17 protein-coding genes and 1 pseudogene are annotated in these 14,367 nt (G+C 42.6%); 3 read left to right on the top strand and 15 right to left on the bottom strand.

Going from position 1 to position 14,367, the window contains the following annotated elements; translation table 11 throughout:
• The 13 genes and pseudogenes from rpsQ to NYG90_RS06925 all read right to left on the bottom strand — a co-directional run bounded on the left by rpsQ (position 1) and on the right by NYG90_RS06925 (position 11,224).
• Positions 1-261: a 30S ribosomal protein S17 gene (gene rpsQ, locus NYG90_RS06985; protein ID WP_115011706.1), complete on the bottom strand. Its 261-nt coding sequence runs from the start codon at positions 259-261 to the stop codon at positions 1-3.
• On the bottom strand, positions 258-452 hold the full coding sequence (gene rpmC, locus NYG90_RS06980; RefSeq protein WP_181814222.1) for a 50S ribosomal protein L29: 195 nt from the start codon (positions 450-452) through the stop codon (positions 258-260). Before rpmC ends, rpsQ begins: the two co-directional genes overlap by 4 nt.
• Positions 439-864 carry a 50S ribosomal protein L16 gene (gene rplP, locus NYG90_RS06975; protein ID WP_115011704.1) on the bottom strand — a complete coding sequence of 142 codons (426 nt, stop codon included), beginning with the start codon at positions 862-864 and terminating at the stop codon, positions 439-441. Before rplP ends, rpmC begins: the two co-directional genes overlap by 14 nt.
• 2 nt (positions 865-866) lie before the next feature.
• Positions 867-1,580: a 30S ribosomal protein S3 gene (gene rpsC, locus NYG90_RS06970; RefSeq protein WP_285257314.1), complete on the bottom strand. Its 714-nt coding sequence runs from the start codon at positions 1,578-1,580 to the stop codon at positions 867-869.
• 182 nt (positions 1,581-1,762) lie between these two features.
• Positions 1,763-2,083: pseudogene (gene rplV / locus NYG90_RS10550) on the bottom strand (50S ribosomal protein L22); the annotation flags it as partial.
• Between the two features lie 9 nt (positions 2,084-2,092).
• Positions 2,093-2,374, bottom strand: coding sequence for a 30S ribosomal protein S19 (gene rpsS / locus NYG90_RS06960; RefSeq protein WP_285257315.1), 282 nt, complete (start codon positions 2,372-2,374; stop codon positions 2,093-2,095).
• A gap of 9 nt (positions 2,375-2,383) precedes the next feature.
• The gene (gene rplB / locus NYG90_RS06955; protein ID WP_285264881.1) at positions 2,384-3,211 is read right to left on the bottom strand and encodes a 50S ribosomal protein L2; all 828 of its coding nucleotides are present in this window, start codon (positions 3,209-3,211) and stop codon (positions 2,384-2,386) included.
• Between the two features lie 11 nt (positions 3,212-3,222).
• Positions 3,223-3,504 (bottom strand): 50S ribosomal protein L23, encoded by a 282-nt coding sequence (locus NYG90_RS06950; RefSeq protein ID WP_285264880.1) that lies wholly within the window; start codon positions 3,502-3,504, stop codon positions 3,223-3,225.
• Positions 3,505-4,134 carry a 50S ribosomal protein L4 gene (rplD, locus tag NYG90_RS06945; protein ID WP_115011698.1) on the bottom strand — a complete coding sequence of 210 codons (630 nt, stop codon included), beginning with the start codon at positions 4,132-4,134 and terminating at the stop codon, positions 3,505-3,507.
• Between the two features lie 10 nt (positions 4,135-4,144).
• Positions 4,145-4,723, bottom strand: coding sequence for a 50S ribosomal protein L3 (gene rplC / locus NYG90_RS06940; protein ID WP_285264879.1), 579 nt, complete (start codon positions 4,721-4,723; stop codon positions 4,145-4,147).
• 36 nt (positions 4,724-4,759) lie between these two features.
• Positions 4,760-5,071 carry a 30S ribosomal protein S10 gene (gene rpsJ / locus NYG90_RS06935; RefSeq protein WP_115011696.1) on the bottom strand — a complete coding sequence of 104 codons (312 nt, stop codon included), beginning with the start codon at positions 5,069-5,071 and terminating at the stop codon, positions 4,760-4,762.
• Between the two features lie 298 nt (positions 5,072-5,369).
• Positions 5,370-7,391, bottom strand: a complete 2,022-nt coding sequence (locus NYG90_RS06930) for an ATP-dependent helicase (RefSeq protein WP_285264878.1) — start codon at positions 7,389-7,391, stop codon at positions 5,370-5,372.
• Positions 7,391-11,224 carry a YhdP family protein gene (locus tag NYG90_RS06925; protein WP_285264877.1) on the bottom strand — a complete coding sequence of 1,278 codons (3,834 nt, stop codon included), beginning with the start codon at positions 11,222-11,224 and terminating at the stop codon, positions 7,391-7,393. Before NYG90_RS06925 ends, NYG90_RS06930 begins: the two co-directional genes overlap by 1 nt.
• On the opposite strand from NYG90_RS06925, the gene mltG reads away from it, so the two are divergent.
• Genes mltG through NYG90_RS06910 form a run of 3 tightly spaced genes read left to right on the top strand, consistent with a single transcriptional unit; the run spans position 11,190 to position 13,556 of the window.
• The gene (gene mltG, locus NYG90_RS06920; RefSeq protein ID WP_115011693.1) at positions 11,190-12,161 is read left to right on the top strand and encodes an endolytic transglycosylase MltG; all 972 of its coding nucleotides are present in this window, start codon (positions 11,190-11,192) and stop codon (positions 12,159-12,161) included. The genes NYG90_RS06925 and mltG overlap by 35 nt on opposite strands.
• A gap of 46 nt (positions 12,162-12,207) precedes the next feature.
• On the top strand, positions 12,208-13,152 hold the full coding sequence (locus NYG90_RS06915) for an alpha/beta fold hydrolase (RefSeq protein WP_285264876.1): 945 nt from the start codon (positions 12,208-12,210) through the stop codon (positions 13,150-13,152).
• Positions 13,149-13,556 carry a hypothetical protein gene (locus NYG90_RS06910; protein WP_285264875.1) on the top strand — a complete coding sequence of 136 codons (408 nt, stop codon included), beginning with the start codon at positions 13,149-13,151 and terminating at the stop codon, positions 13,554-13,556. The genes NYG90_RS06915 and NYG90_RS06910 overlap by 4 nt, the downstream gene beginning before the upstream one ends.
• 366 nt (positions 13,557-13,922) lie before the next feature.
• Here the strand turns inward: NYG90_RS06910 and NYG90_RS06905 are convergent, their stop codons facing one another.
• Entirely contained in the window at positions 13,923-14,075 is a 153-nt protein-coding gene (locus tag NYG90_RS06905) for a hypothetical protein (protein ID WP_285257323.1), read from the bottom strand.
• A gap of 5 nt (positions 14,076-14,080) precedes the next feature.
• Positions 14,081-14,365, bottom strand: coding sequence for an ATP-binding cassette domain-containing protein (locus NYG90_RS06900; RefSeq protein WP_285264911.1), 285 nt, complete (start codon positions 14,363-14,365; stop codon positions 14,081-14,083).
• Positions 14,366-14,367: the final 2 nt, after the last annotated feature.

The following is a 14,367-nucleotide window of genomic DNA, read 5'->3' as shown; positions in this document are numbered from 1 at the left end:
CTACACTCCTACCGATACGATCTCTTTGAGATTAAAAGACTTAGTTTTAGAAATAGGCTTACACTCTATAGCTACAATCTCATCGCCAACTTTCACCTGATTTTTCTCATCGTGAATGGTGTATTTTTTAAAACGCTTAACAATCTTGCGATACTTTGGATGGACAACCTTGCGCTCCACCAAAACAACTGCGCTCTTGTCTCCTGCACGAGAAATAACCCTACCTTGTATCACTCTTTTATGTGACTGTGTTTGGCTCATTTACTATCCTTTTTTGCCGATATTGCCGTATTGACTCGAGCAATATCCTTTCTTACCATTGCAATCTGACTAGGATTAGTCAGCTGCCCCGTTTTAAGCTTTAAGCGTAACTCAAAAAGCTCAGACTTTTTCTCTTTGAGAATCTTATGAAGCTCTACCAAATCCTTATCTTTCAAATCAATAAATTTCATTTTCACTCTCGCTAGTTATGATTTTTGTTTTAAAAGGAAGTTTGCTCTGTGCCAATGCCAAAGCATCTCGCGCCATACTTTCTTCAACACCAATAATCTCATAGATAATTCTACCCGGCTGGATATTCATCACCCACTTCTCGACCGCACCCTTTCCTTTACCCATTCTCACCTCAAGAGGCTTTGCGGTTAAAGGCTTATCTGGAAAAACCCGTATCCAAACCTTTCCTGTTCTCTTGATATGTCTAGTAAGGGCAATACGAGCTGCTTCTATTTGACGAGAATCTATCCTGCCAAGCTCAAGAGCCTTGATACCTATATTTCCATAAGCCAAAGAAGATCCACGCATAGACTTACCGCGATTGCGACCTTTCATCTGCTTTCTATATTTTGTTCTTTTGGGCATTAGCATATTTATTGTCCCCCTCTTCTAGATTTTGACCGAGACCCTCGCGAATCCTCTTCGCCATCTTCATCGCGTCTATCAGGCTGAATACCTTTTTGTAGAATCTCACCCTTAAATATCCACACTTTAACTCCAATAATCCCATAGGTAGTAAAAGCTTCGGCGAATCCATAATCAATTTTAGCACGCAAAGTATGAAGCGGAACTCTGCCTTCCATATACCACTCTGTTCGAGCCATCTCTGCTCCAGCCAAACGACCGGATACTTTGATTTTCACACCCCTTGCACCAGATTTCATTGCCGCTTGCATAACTTTCTTCATAGCGCGTCTAAATGCCACACGCTTTTCAAGCTGCATAGCTACATTTTCTGCTGCTAACTGGGCATTTGCCTGTGGTCTCTTGACTTCTTTAATATTGATTGATACATCTTTTTTAATGAGATGTTTCAGTGCCTCACGCTTATTTTCAATATCTGCACCCTTTTTCCCTATAATAAGACCAGGACGAGCAGCTACGACAGTTATACGAATCTTAGCCGCAGCTCTCTCAATAATAATTTCACTAATACCTGCATAATAAAGCTCTTTCTTTAGAAACTTTCTAATAATATGATCCTCAACAATATTGTCCGGAGCAGTTTGCGTATTAGGAAACCAACGAGATGTCCAATTTCTATTGATACCTAATCTAAGTCCTATTGGATTAACTTTCTGTCCCATGGTTATTTATCCTTCAGTTTCTGATTTTTCGCTTGAGATTTTGGCTTAGCAGCAGATGAAACAACCTTTTTGCTACTGTTGTTGTCGGCTGGCTTACCTTCTACCTTCTTACCTTTTTTATCTCCCACACTAGCATTAGCGACCGTTTTTTTGCTAGGCTTTTTTGTCTGCAGAGCATTAATCTCACTCTGAGACAAAACTTCCACGAGAATATGTGAAGTGGGTTTGCGTATAGGTGTCGCACGACCCCTAGCCCTAGGCATAAACCTTCTCAATACAGGACCAGCATCAACACGACAAGAATGCACAACAACACCCTTCGCATCATAGCCACCATTTGCAATAGCCGAAGCAATCACTTTGGCAATCAACTTGGCTGCCTTGTTGGGGGTAAATTCTAAGCTTGCCAATGCAATCTCAGCATTCATACCCTGCACCTCCCTTGCCACCAAACGAGCTTTAGTTGGAGACAATCTAACAAAACGCAATAATGCTCTACTCATACTACACTCCTACTTGCCAATCTTTTTTTGAACACTGCCTTTGTGTCCCTTAAAAGTTCGCGTAGGGGCAAACTCACCTAACTTGTAACCAACATGATTTTCTGTTACATATACGGGGACAAACGCCCTACCATTATGAACATTAAAAGTCAAACCTATCATATCCGGCAAAATAGTGCTTCTACGAGACCAAGTTTTGATAGGTTTGTTGTCTTTGGTCTCTCGAGATTTCGCTACTTTCTTTGCCAAATGCCCATCAATAAAAGGACCTTTCTTAATTGATCTTGCCATCGTTATTCCTTACTTTTTCTTTCTTGAGATAATCAACTTATCACTCGCCTTTTTGCGACGAGTCTTATATCCTTTAGCTGGTGTTCCCCAAGGAGAAACAGGATGCCCACTAGAGCCTGTTTTACCCTCACCACCACCATGTGGGTGATCTACTGGGTTCATAGCACTACCACGCGTTTGCGGACGCACACCTAGATGGCGATTCCTACCAGCCTTACCTATAGATATGTTAATAAAATCTTCATTACCAACAACACCTATAGTCGCCATACATTCATCAAGTACATAACGCATCTCTCCACTTGGCAAGCGCAAGATCACATATTTACCCTCTCTCCCCATAATCTGTGCGCTTGATCCAGCACTTCTAGCAAGTTGCCCACCTGCTCCCGGATGCATCTCTATGTTATGCACAATTGTCCCAATGGGGATATTTTTTAGCTTCATTGCATATCCGGTTTTAATGTCAAGTCCAGATTCTGCAGAGATTACTGCATCTCCAACTTGCAAGCCACTAGGCTGAAGTATATAACGCTTATCACCATCGGGATAAACTACCAAAGCAATGCGACAATTCCTATATGGATCATACTCAATTGCTGCAACACGCCCCTGGATACCAAATTTATTACGCTTAAAATCAATCACGCGATACAATTTCTTTGCGCCACCTTCTTTATGCCGACTAGTAATCCTACCATTATTATTTCTTCCAGCAGACACGGGAAGTTTTATCAATAGCTTTCTCACACTGGGCTTTGCCGTAATGTCATTAGAGCTAAGATTGCTCATAAACCTACGGCTTGGGGTATATGGTTTATATGTTTTAATTGCCATACTTTACTCCTCTATGCTGTGAGCGAATCAATCTTCGCACCCTCTGGAATCTTCACATAAAACTTTTTATAAGAATTTCTCTGTCCAACTCGACCCTTAAAGCGCTTAATCTTGCCATTTTGACGCAAAGAATTAACGCTCACCGGGACAACGCCAAAATATTCCCTAAAGACCTCTTTGAGTTGATTCTTGGTAACACGCGTTGATGTCTGCACAACCAAAACCCCACTCTCTTGAAGAGACAAAGATTTTTCCGTATAAAGAATGGATTTAATATCTGTTATATCAGCCATTTACTTCCCCTTACTTCCAGATTCTAAAAATGCATCAAACACAGCTTTTTCAATCACTACTGCGTGAAAAACAGCTACAAGATAGGCATTCATCTCACTTGCTTCGATAAAATAACAATCTTGCAAATTACGATAAGCCAAAAATGTCTTCTCATCACGAATAGAGTGAGACACAAAAAGCACACTGCGCTCATTGAGAGTCTTAAACACAGCATAGGCATCTTTTGTCTTGCCGCTTTCAATACTTAGAGAATCCACAATATATAGCTTGCCACTCTGGGCTTTTTGCTTAATGGCATATTCAAGCGCAAGTCTTTTTTGCTTTTTATTGATCTTAAGATCATAGTTTCGGTTATTGCTTGGACCGTGAGCGACACCACCACCAACGAATACTGGAGAAGTAATACTACCAGCCCTTGCGCGTCCGCCGCCCTTTTGTGCCCAAGGCTTCTTGCCACCTCCACTCACTTCGCCGCGTCTTTTAGCCTTAGCATTGTTTGCACGCAAAGAAGCTAAATATGACTTAATATACAAGTAGAGATTGTGCTCCTTAATGCCCTTATAACTATCAGGCAAGGCAATCTCACTTGTCTTTTTAAATGATTTATCTAACACTACTGCACTACTCATTTCTCACCCTTCATTTAATGATAGTAATCTTGCCAAATGCACCATTATGCCCAGCAACAGAACCCTTTAGCACAACAATGCCATTTTCCTTGTCAAAAGAAAGCATCTGTGCTTGAACTGTTACCTTTTCATCACCATAATGTCCTGCCATTTTTTTCCCGGGCTGAACGCGACCTGGCCACTCACGATTCCCAATTGACCCAAGTCTCCTGTGAAATCGACTACCGTGTGCAGCAGGACCACCTTGGAAATTCCATCGTTTCATAGCCCCACTAAACCCACGCCCCTTTGTGTTAAAAGACACTTTCAAGCGTTGCGCACTCTCAAGAGAAGCCATATCAAGATCACCAACCTCTGTATTTGCCACCGCTAAAGTAGCGAACCGATTGTATTCCTTGCTAAGATTGTATTTCTTCTGCTGCCCCATAATACTTTTATTTTGCATTTTGCCTTTAGAGTAAGCCACTATCGCCTGTCCATTGTCCTTTATCTCGCATACCTTGGTTTGCAAAACCTTGAGAAGCGTAACAGGCGTGCTGACACTGCCGATAGTCCTACTCATACCTATCTTTTGCACTAAAAATTCCATCTCAAATCCTTGCGTATATATCAATTCTCTCTTAAGCTACTTGCTCATAGAAGTTACTTCTACATCGACCTCTGGAGCCAAGTCAAGCTTCATTAGCCCTTCAACAGTATCCGGCGTGGCAGACATAATATCAATGATTCTAGTATGCACGCGGATCTCAAACTGCTCTCGAGAATCTTTATTTACATGTGGAGATCGCAACACCGTGTATTTCCTACTCCTAGTAGGCAATGGGATAGGACCACATATTTCAGAACCTGTGCGTTTCACAGCCTCGACAATAGAAGCAACAGATCTATCAAGAACCCGATGATCATAAGCCTTTAGCTTCAATCGAATTTTTTCCATAGATTTTCCTTAAGTCATTGAAAGATTTATCAAACTCTAAAACAAAGATTCTCTGGCTATCTTCTTTACTAAAAACCCATAAAGAACCCACTGCCATAAATGCAATGTATGAAATTTGAAACCGAGATTATAGATAAAAAACACAAAAATAGTCAAGCATTTTGCCTATTTTTAGGCAAAAAAAGAAAAAAATATTTCCTTATAAAAAGGATATATTCCCAGACCTGTCCAATCCAGCTTATTGCTTCCTTAAGATAAATAATCTTGACAGGGGCAAAGCCTTTGCAACCACAATAGCTTAAGCTTGTTGCTGCAAAAGCTTTGCTTCATACAAAAAAAGTGATGGCTCATAGCTAATGTTTTTTATCTCATCTTTTTTGGCATAAGAGAGATAGAGGATTTCTTTAGCTCGCGTGATTGCTACATAAAACAGCCTGCGCTCCTCTTCGATACTACCACCCTTAGCGATAAGTTTGAGATTAGGAAAACGCCCTTGCATTAAATCAATGATAAAAACCATACCAAATTCTAGTCCCTTGCTCGCGTGGATTGTTAGGAGATTGACACCGCTTCCTTGTGTATTTTCACCGCTACTAAGCACCATAGCATTCAAAAATCGCCCTAGATTCTCGTAGTTTTTCGCAATATCTTGCAGCAAAATAATTTTACGCATAATGGCATCTTTTGCCTGTGTTTTGCGCTCTATATCAACACTGCCATCTTTATTTTTCGCACGCCTTGCACAAAGCAGCTCGACAATATATTGATACAGCTGACTTGAAGCAAGCATAGAAATCAAGTCTTTAGGCTTAGTGGTATAGTCATATCGCTCCACCGCCGCATAAAAATCGCTCAAAAATCTCGCACCATCAAAGCTTAGCTTTGGGTGTGATAAAATCGGATGCCCTACAAAATTACCCTGCACGACATTATCAAACTTCTTCACATCTTGCAATGCAAAAAAGTCATCAAACAGCCCTAGCTGCGCGTTTTTAGCCCTCTTTTCAAATGCCCTAACACTAGAATCCGGTGCTAGCAACCCCCTTTTTGCATCGCCATTCCCCAAGCGCAATAGCCCCTCATATAGCTCCCTAGCGATAGAGTCCCCAATCCCAGAGCCATAGCTCAAAATATGAATATATGCCATCATATCTTTTGGGTTATACAAAAGTGAGCAAAAATCAAGCATTAGAGCCACTTCTTTAGCATCAAAAAAGCTCACTCCACCCTTGCGCTTTGAGGGGATATTAAGCTCGCGTAGCAATGCCTCGCAGCCATCTGCTGAAGAGTTATTGCGAAAAATGATGGCAATATCATCAAGCGGATAATTGGCTGTGAGGATCTTTTGCGCCACGCCTTGATACTGCTCAAATAGCTCATTGTAAATAAGCAGCTTTGGCGCGATGGGCTCTTGCAGGTTGATTACCTCAAGCTCTTTGGGGTAAATGCGCTCGTTTTTTTCTATCACGCGATTAGCAAGATCAAGGATATAGCGCGTGGAGCGATAATTCTTGCTTAAAGTAAAAACCCTAGAATCCACATAAGTCTCTGTAAAGCTTGAAATAATAGAAATATCCGCGCCATTAAAGGCATAAATACTTTGGTCATAATCCCCCACGCAAAAGAGACTTTTAGGATTTAGCGCGTGGATTACATAATTTTGCAAGGGATTGGTATCTTGATACTCATCGCATAAAATCTCTTTATAAGGACACTCTATGCCGCGCATTTCTTTGGCATATTCCAAAAGCAAGTCATTATAGTCCATATAATTATGTGATTTTTTAAGCGCGTGATACTCTGCAAAAATCCCTTCATAAATATCAATATATGCACTATGATCACTCCCACGCGCTCCAAGCCACTCTTCAAAGCTCTCATTATTGCGCGAATTGAGATAGAGTGAATATAAATCAAACAAATACTCCCCAGAGTAAGGTGGCGTGCTTGTTTGATGCTGATAGACACGCGATTTTGCGATACTTTTAAATAGCACTTTCAATTCTTTAGGCTGCTTTAGAGATATGGCATATTTATCTTTCAAAAACCGATAACTCACAGCGTGAAATGTCCCACACTCTATCTGCTTTGCCACTTCACCAAAGCGACTTGCCACGCGCGCGATCATCTCTTGGGAAGCTTTGTTAGTAAAAGTTAGCAGTAGAATCTCACTTGCTTGCACGCCGCTCTCTAGCAAATGCGCGATCCGCCCCACAATGGTAGAAGTTTTCCCCGTGCCAGCAGAAGCGATGATGAGATTATGCCCCATAGGTGCAGTGGCTGCAGCATATTGCTCTGTGTTTAGATTCTGTAAGGGCATTAGCGATCGACACTTTTAATAATTTCATCAATCACCATATCCACAGGCGTAAAGGCGCGTTTAAGCACTTGCAATGGTGTCTTTAGCAAATCTTGTGCGAGAGAAATTTGTGTCTTAGGATCTTGGATAGTGCCTCGCACGCTTACTTGGGTAGTTACCTTGCCATCTTTGCCAAGGAGCAAATACCCTACAATAGGAATCTTGTTTAAAATCCCGCTAAGATTTTTTAGCGTGGAGATAGAGAGTCCCATATCCACTTCTTGACTCTCAAGCTCGATAAAGCCACCGCCTTGCATATCCATAGATTTGCCGATGAGATTTATGGATTCTAAGCCGACATACTGCGTATTAAGAGCTAGCTTAATGTTGCCCTGCTTCACTTCATAGCCCTTAGCACTAAGACCCGGGCTTCTAAACATCACAAGAGATGGGATTGTATCAATAAGCCCAATGACATTTTGCACGATCGCAAATCCCTTAAAGCTTGTGTTTTGCATATAAATATCACCATTAAAAATGTCATTTTTATAGATTCCACTAAGCTCAAACAACCCTCCATCAACGATATGCCGCCCAACAACACGATTTAAAAACTCTGCACCAAAATTCCCCGCTTTGATGATGGTATTGCCGTGGATAATGTCAATATTCGCAATGCCATTTTTATAAGTCGCATCAGCACTAATGCGATCATCGCGGATTTTGGCATTAAAGTCATCAAATGGGATCACAACATCTTTGAAAAATCCTGTGATATTCTGCGCTTGGATTGCGATGATCCTAGGTTTAATGCCATTTTGCCGCTCATATCTACGCTTAGCGCGTAAAAACTCACTCTCAAGTAAAATCTCTTCTTTTGTGAAAACCGCCTTTTTCTCACTAGAAGTGCTAAAGGCTTCTTGGATCGCTGGGATTTTGCTAGCGAGCAAGCCATCAATACTCACATCAATATCCTTAAAATTTGCAATGATTGTATTGTCATACAAATCAAGCCCGATTAGCCCATCATCGCTAAGGACTTGTAGCTTATTATTTGCATAGCTACCATTGAAAGTAAATGTATGCAATGGCGTCTTATCTTTAGAGAGCAAAAATGTAGGAAAATCAGCAATACGCACTTGGAAAGATAAATCTTGCGCACTTTTTAGATCCACTACCGCACTCCCTGATGAAAGCCCAAGATATTGCATAAGCGGAGAAAAAGGCGCGAACTTGCCAAAATCCACCACATTAGCGCGGATACCATCGCTAGATAGCTGCACATACACATCAAGAGCTGGGACACTCACTTTGACAGGATCGCTTGAGAAGTCAATCTCCACATCAATTTGCGGAAGTGTTTGCTGCGTGGCTTTGAAAATATCATAGGTGAATTTCTGCTCATCTTGGTGTTTGATTAGGGCAATGATTTTTTCGCGCATTTCTTGCTCACTCATAGGCTTTGTGAAGTCAAGCTCTATGCCGTTTCTACTATGTATTCTAGCGTGGTTGGTTGGCTTGGCGTGATCGGGGTCTTGCGGATCTTGGTCTTGCGGATTGGCACTAGGTGATTGCGCGGGATCAAGAGCTTGGCTTGAGGTATTGGAGGTGGATTCTATCTCGGGGCTAGATTCTATCTCTTCTTGGGCAGATACATCGCTAGTAGATTCTGCTTGGGCGGATTCTGGGTGATTTTCACCCTGCGCTCTTTGCTCTTGCTTAGATGTATTGACACCCTTGCTATCACTTGGAGAGTCTTGCAAAATGGATTCTAGGCTCTCTAGCTCGCGCGGATTTGCTTCTTGGTCTTGTGCTTCTTCTATAGAGTGATCAGGCGTAGAAAAGTCTATAATCTCTTCTTTGGGGGCTAGGGAGACATCAGGCTTGCTAGGCTCTAGCACCTCTGCGGCTTGGTCTGTGGCAGAATCTGCAGTAGATTCTACTGCTTGATCTGTGGCAGGAGCAGGATCTATCGCTAAAGATCCCTTGCTAGAATCCGCATTTTTAGATTCTATTTCTTGTGCGCTTTGTGCGCTAGATTCTTTAGGGGCTGGGTCTTGCGAAGTTTTATGTGTATCTAGCTGGCTAGAATCCTTAGTAGAATCTTGGCTAGAATCTTGGGTGGATTCTAGCGATGGCTTCATATCGCCATTAGCAACGGAAGCAAAATGCGCCATATAAGCAAGCATTTCCTTAGGCGTAAATGGCTTGATAGAATCTCGTTGCCACACATCGCCACCTTGCACATTTAGCGCATTTAGCACGCTTGGCGCATTTAGCGCATTTTTGGATTCTAGGCTAGAATCTAGGCTAAAGGCTCTGCCCACGCGCACAAGCTCCCGTGAGCTAGGATCTAGAGTAGAATCCAGCCGGACTTGCTTGTGAGACTTGTGTGCAGAATCTTGCGAGTCGATAAGGCGTTGATTGATTTCTGGATTGGTGCTAACCCGCAAGGAATGCACAAATAAATTTGTCTTAAGTCGCTTTAATGCTAGATCGATATGAGCTTTGACATCAATGTCAAAGAGATTTTCATAGCTAATATTTTGTGTCCATATATCAATGGCATTGCTCCCACTTTTTGGGTTTATATCAATGACGACTGAAGCATTCTTGCTGACAAAATCTAGCCCCCCAGAGCGCAGCACCACCTGCTGTGCGGATACTTTCCCCCCTAGCTCCACCTTAGCATCATCACCAAAGGGGATATGGATAGCAAGATTTGCCTGCATATCTGCACTAATGCGATCAATTGGCAGCTGCACCCCATAAAATGCAAGCAAATCCCGCAGTGCCTGCGTATAAAGCAGCTTCTTAGAAGTGGCAAAGATAGAAAGCGTAGGCACAGAATCCATAAGCGCAAGCTCTAGCTTAGAGCCGCTTAGGTCGATGGATTCTAGCTTGGGGGCTATCATCTCAAGTGCTGCCTTGCCATTTTCTACTTGGATTTTAGCGCGATTTGCGCTAAAGGGTGCTAGAGCTGGGTCAAGCGCATAAGTGGGCTTTGTGGCATAGAGTGTGAGCTTGGTGTTGTTTATGAGTGATTTTATAAACTGCTTTTCGTGCAGTGCCACATCAAAGCTCGCTTGCTCTAGCTCTATGGTATCAAACCTAAGCGCATTAAAAAGCCATATATCTAAAGCAGGCAGCAGATCCTTAGCACTCTGGGCGATGATGGTCCTTATAGAGCGCAAATCGTTGATTTTTGATGTTTTTGCCTTTAGCACAAGGCGTTTAAAATCGCTTGTGCCTTGCAAAAAGAGCTTGCTTGTGGATTTACTAGCAGATATATGTGTGTCATCATTGCCAGAGTCAATCAGCAAAGGTGCGAGAGAAACACCAAAGCTAAATTGCCCGCTTGCCCCAGAGTAGATGATCCGCCCAGCTACCTCGACATCTGGCTCAAACACTTGTAGCTTGCGGATATTAAGCTCGATTGTATTGCCTTGATTTTGGACATTAAACACCGCTTGTAGCTTGGGGAAAGATAGCGCGTAATGCTCCCCATCATAAAACACGCTAGCGACATACTCATCACTTAAGACAATCTTCTCTATCCGCAGATTTTCAAAATATGCCAACCCCCATAGCGCGTATTTGACATAATCACTTATCTCTTTCAGCGTAGGTTGCAAAGATGGCTTTGCGTTTTTCTCAGGCTTTTTGCTCATCACCTTTGCTAGATCCAATTCCTGAACTTCTAGGGAGAATTTATTATTGAGTTTTAGATACAATCCGCGTATTTGTATATCAGCAAAGCGCAGCTTATCGATTGCAATCCCATCAGATAGAATCTTAAAACCACCAACAAGGGTAAATATGGTAACAAACAAAATGATAAATATACTCAGCATTCTTTTAGACGGCGTTTTTCTCATTATCTTAGCGATCTTTTTTTATTTGGGGTTACCTATTACTAGCATTACTAGCACACCTATTACTAGCGCGGTAGTTGTCGTGCCACAAGGTTCAATAAGCGCGATTATAACACAGCTAGGCAAAAATGGCTGGGATATTACGCAATTTGATAGGCATATTTTGCGCTTACTTGGCACGCCTCAAAGTGGCGTGATTGACATAAGCTATGCTGTGCATAATGGCGTGATCACAAAGGGGGATTTTCTCTACGCACTCACCTCTGCCAAAGCCGCCCAAGAGAGCGTTACGCTAATCCCCGGAGAGACACTGCACTTTTTCATCATAGATATTGGCGTGCAGCTTGACCTAAATGAAGACAAACTCCTAGAATCCTACTTGCGCTATGCGCCTTATGAAGAGGGCGTGATCTTGCCAAATACTTACAAAATCCACGCCAACGCCACAGAAGATAGCCTTATGCGCTCACTTATCCAGCAATCCCTAGCGATCCACGAGGACCTAGCGCGCAAATATTTGGGAAGATATGAGCAAGATGAGTGGTTTAGGCATATCGCTATGGCTTCAATCATTCAAAAAGAAGCCGCCAATACGCAAGAAATGCCCATAATCGCCGCTGTGATTTACAACCGCCTAAAGCTCAATATGCCCTTACAAATGGACGGCTCACTCAACTATGGCAAATACTCCCATAGCAAAGTAACGCCAGAGCGCATACGCAACGACAGCTCGCCTTTCAACACCTACCGCAACAAAGGTATCCCGCCAATCCCAGTAGGCAGTGCTAGCATTGAGGCGATTAAGGCGGTGTTTGAGCCAGCACAGGTGGATTATCTCTACTTCGTGCGCAACAAAAACGGCACGCACTCTTTCAGCAAGACTTTCAAAGAGCATAGAGAGAATTTTGATAAATAACGACCAAGGTTATTGCTACAATTACTTCAACACTTAAGGAGCAGCTATGCAATCAACAATCACAACACACAAAAACCTCCGCTTTGCCTCAGATTTTGGGCAAGTGGCGTATGATCTCTATGGGCCTGCAAAAGTGGATTCTAGCCCTATAATTATCCAAATCGCCCACGGAATGATCGAGCATAAAGACCGCTATGAGTGGGTAGCAAACACACTTGCGCAAAAGGGCTATATCGTAGCAGTAAGCGACCATAGAGGACACGGAGAGAGCCTTAATAGCGACAATGGCATTACACTTGGCTCAATGGGTGAAGATGGATTCTGTCGCGCGAGCTATGATCTCTACAAGCTCTCTTGCTTGCTTAAAGAGCGGTATGCAAATGCGCGCATTGTGCTGCTAGGGCACTCTATGGGATCGCTACTCTCTAGGCGATATGTCTCGCTCTATAGTGAAGAGCTAAGCGGACTTATCCTTAGTGGCTCGCCAGCATTTGATGAGGATCTCAAATACGGCATAGCTCTCGCGAAACTTTTGCGATTTTTTGGGGCAAAAACCTTTGGGCAAAAATTCTTCACCAAGGCTCTTTTTGGCGGATTTAATAAGCGATTCAAAAAGGATTCTAGCGATGGCTTAGGCTGGCTCTGCTCTAGTGAAGAAGTAAGGCAGGCATATAGAGATGATCCTAAATGCCAATTCCACTTTGATATAGAGAGCTTTTTACACCTCTTTATGGGTATGCAAGAAGTCTATGGCAGCTATCCTAATCCCAAAAATCCGCATTTGCCTATTTTGTTTATCAGCGGGAGCGATGATGCAAGCGGGCATTTTGGCATAGGGGTGAAAAAGGCGCGCACACACCTAAAATCCCAAGGCTTTGATGATGTGGATATTTTGCTCTATGGGGGTGCTAGGCACGAGGTGCTAAATGAGCCGATAAAAGAGCAGGTCATAGCAGATGTATTGCTATGGCTAGAGTCTAAAGGGCTATGATGAAGCGCGCTTGTGGGCTGCTTTTTGGGCTTTGCTCATTGCTCCAATCACTCTATGCAGGCGCGATTTGTGAGTATAAAATCCAGCAAGCCCAAGATGGGCTTAATGCCTATGAGCAAAAAGCCAGCAAAGATCCAGCCAAGCTACAAGAAGCGCGCGATGATCTAGCTCGCTTGCTAGAGCATTGCGATGATACAGAGATCTTAGCAGAGGTTGCAGAGTATATCACCTATACCAAATCCCAGCTCACTAGTGCTAATATCGCCCTAGCACAAGCAAAAGAATCTAGCGATAAAAGCGCGATCCACCAAGCCACCTTAGCGCAAAAAATCGCCCACAGACAATATATCGCCGCCCGCCAAGAAGAGCTACGGCTCAAAGATTTACTAAAGCCTAAGCCCTAGATCCATATCCGCACAATTACACGCCTTAAAATCTATTTGCTTCTAGCCCTAATCTTAGAATCCACTTTTTGCGTATAACGCCCTTCTCTTGTCATATTGAGCCTTTAGGCGAAATATCTCTGTCATCGCGAGCAAGCGCGGTAGCGATTGCGCGGCGATCCATAATTTTGCGTTAGCAAAATAACCTTTACTAGAATCCACTTTTCAAAAAGTGGATTCTAGGATTAAGTAAGAATTGTAAAAAAGCTAGCAAAGGATTCTAGGATTTTGGTTTTGTTTTTTGTGGATTGCCACGAAAATCCTTGCGGATTTTCTCGCAATGACAGAAAAAGCGTTTAGTGTAAAAAGTGGATTCTAGGAGTAAAATTAGTTTGAGAGCAACACGATTCTAAGAATTGCGGTGTTGCTAGTGGGGCTTTTTAAGGATTTTAGGGCAGAGCTAGAGTCTGCGGTTGCCCTAAAATTTGCTAAATCTGCGGAATGATTACCCAAGACCGAATCCCCTTTAGAAAAAGCCAAATCCCTCACGCTAGCACCTCTTCATTATGATATATCCTATCAATCGCTTTTGAATCCAAATCCTTTGGCTTCCCATCAAACACAAGCTGCCCACCATTTACGCCGATAATACGGCTGCAATATTCTTTTGCATACTCTAAATGGTGTAAGTTTGTGATGACATTGACACCATAGGTTTCATTGACTTTTTTTAGGATCTCCATAACCTTTGTAGCACTTTTCACATCAAGGGCTGAAATTGGCTCATCGGCTAAAATAATCTTGGGGTTTCCCATTAACGCCCTTGCGATAG

Origin of the sequence: Helicobacter zhangjianzhongii (assembly GCF_030249855.1) — a bacterium.
Lineage (GTDB): Bacteria > Campylobacterota > Campylobacteria > Campylobacterales > Helicobacteraceae > Helicobacter_B > Helicobacter_B zhangjianzhongii.
The sequence above is the reverse complement of the archived record's forward strand: the minus strand, read 5'-3'. Positions and strand labels throughout refer to the sequence as shown.

Excerpts from the sequence above, each read along its gene's own strand:
- rpsQ (WP_115011706.1), bottom strand. The coding sequence starts at position 261 with ATGAGCCAAACACAGTCACATAAAAGAGTGATACAAGGTAGGGTTATT.
- rpmC (WP_181814222.1), bottom strand. The coding sequence starts at position 452 with ATGAAATTTATTGATTTGAAAGATAAGGATTTGGTAGAGCTTCATAAG.
- rplP (WP_115011704.1), bottom strand. The coding sequence starts at position 864 with ATGCTAATGCCCAAAAGAACAAAATATAGAAAGCAGATGAAAGGTCGC.
- rpsC (WP_285257314.1), bottom strand. The coding sequence starts at position 1,580 with ATGGGACAGAAAGTTAATCCAATAGGACTTAGATTAGGTATCAATAGA.
- rpsS (WP_285257315.1), bottom strand. The coding sequence starts at position 2,374 with ATGGCAAGATCAATTAAGAAAGGTCCTTTTATTGATGGGCATTTGGCA.
- rplB (WP_285264881.1), bottom strand. The coding sequence starts at position 3,211 with ATGGCAATTAAAACATATAAACCATATACCCCAAGCCGTAGGTTTATG.
- NYG90_RS06950 (WP_285264880.1), bottom strand. The coding sequence starts at position 3,504 with ATGGCTGATATAACAGATATTAAATCCATTCTTTATACGGAAAAATCT.
- rplD (WP_115011698.1), bottom strand. The coding sequence starts at position 4,134 with ATGAGTAGTGCAGTAGTGTTAGATAAATCATTTAAAAAGACAAGTGAG.
- rplC (WP_285264879.1), bottom strand. The coding sequence starts at position 4,723 with ATGGAATTTTTAGTGCAAAAGATAGGTATGAGTAGGACTATCGGCAGT.
- rpsJ (WP_115011696.1), bottom strand. The coding sequence starts at position 5,071 with ATGGAAAAAATTCGATTGAAGCTAAAGGCTTATGATCATCGGGTTCTT.
- NYG90_RS06930 (WP_285264878.1), bottom strand. The coding sequence starts at position 7,391 with ATGCCCTTACAGAATCTAAACACAGAGCAATATGCTGCAGCCACTGCA.
- mltG (WP_115011693.1), top strand. The coding sequence starts at position 11,190 with ATGGTAACAAACAAAATGATAAATATACTCAGCATTCTTTTAGACGGC.
- NYG90_RS06925 (WP_285264877.1), bottom strand. The coding sequence starts at position 11,224 with ATGCTGAGTATATTTATCATTTTGTTTGTTACCATATTTACCCTTGTT.
- NYG90_RS06915 (WP_285264876.1), top strand. The coding sequence starts at position 12,208 with ATGCAATCAACAATCACAACACACAAAAACCTCCGCTTTGCCTCAGAT.
- NYG90_RS06910 (WP_285264875.1), top strand. The coding sequence starts at position 13,149 with ATGATGAAGCGCGCTTGTGGGCTGCTTTTTGGGCTTTGCTCATTGCTC.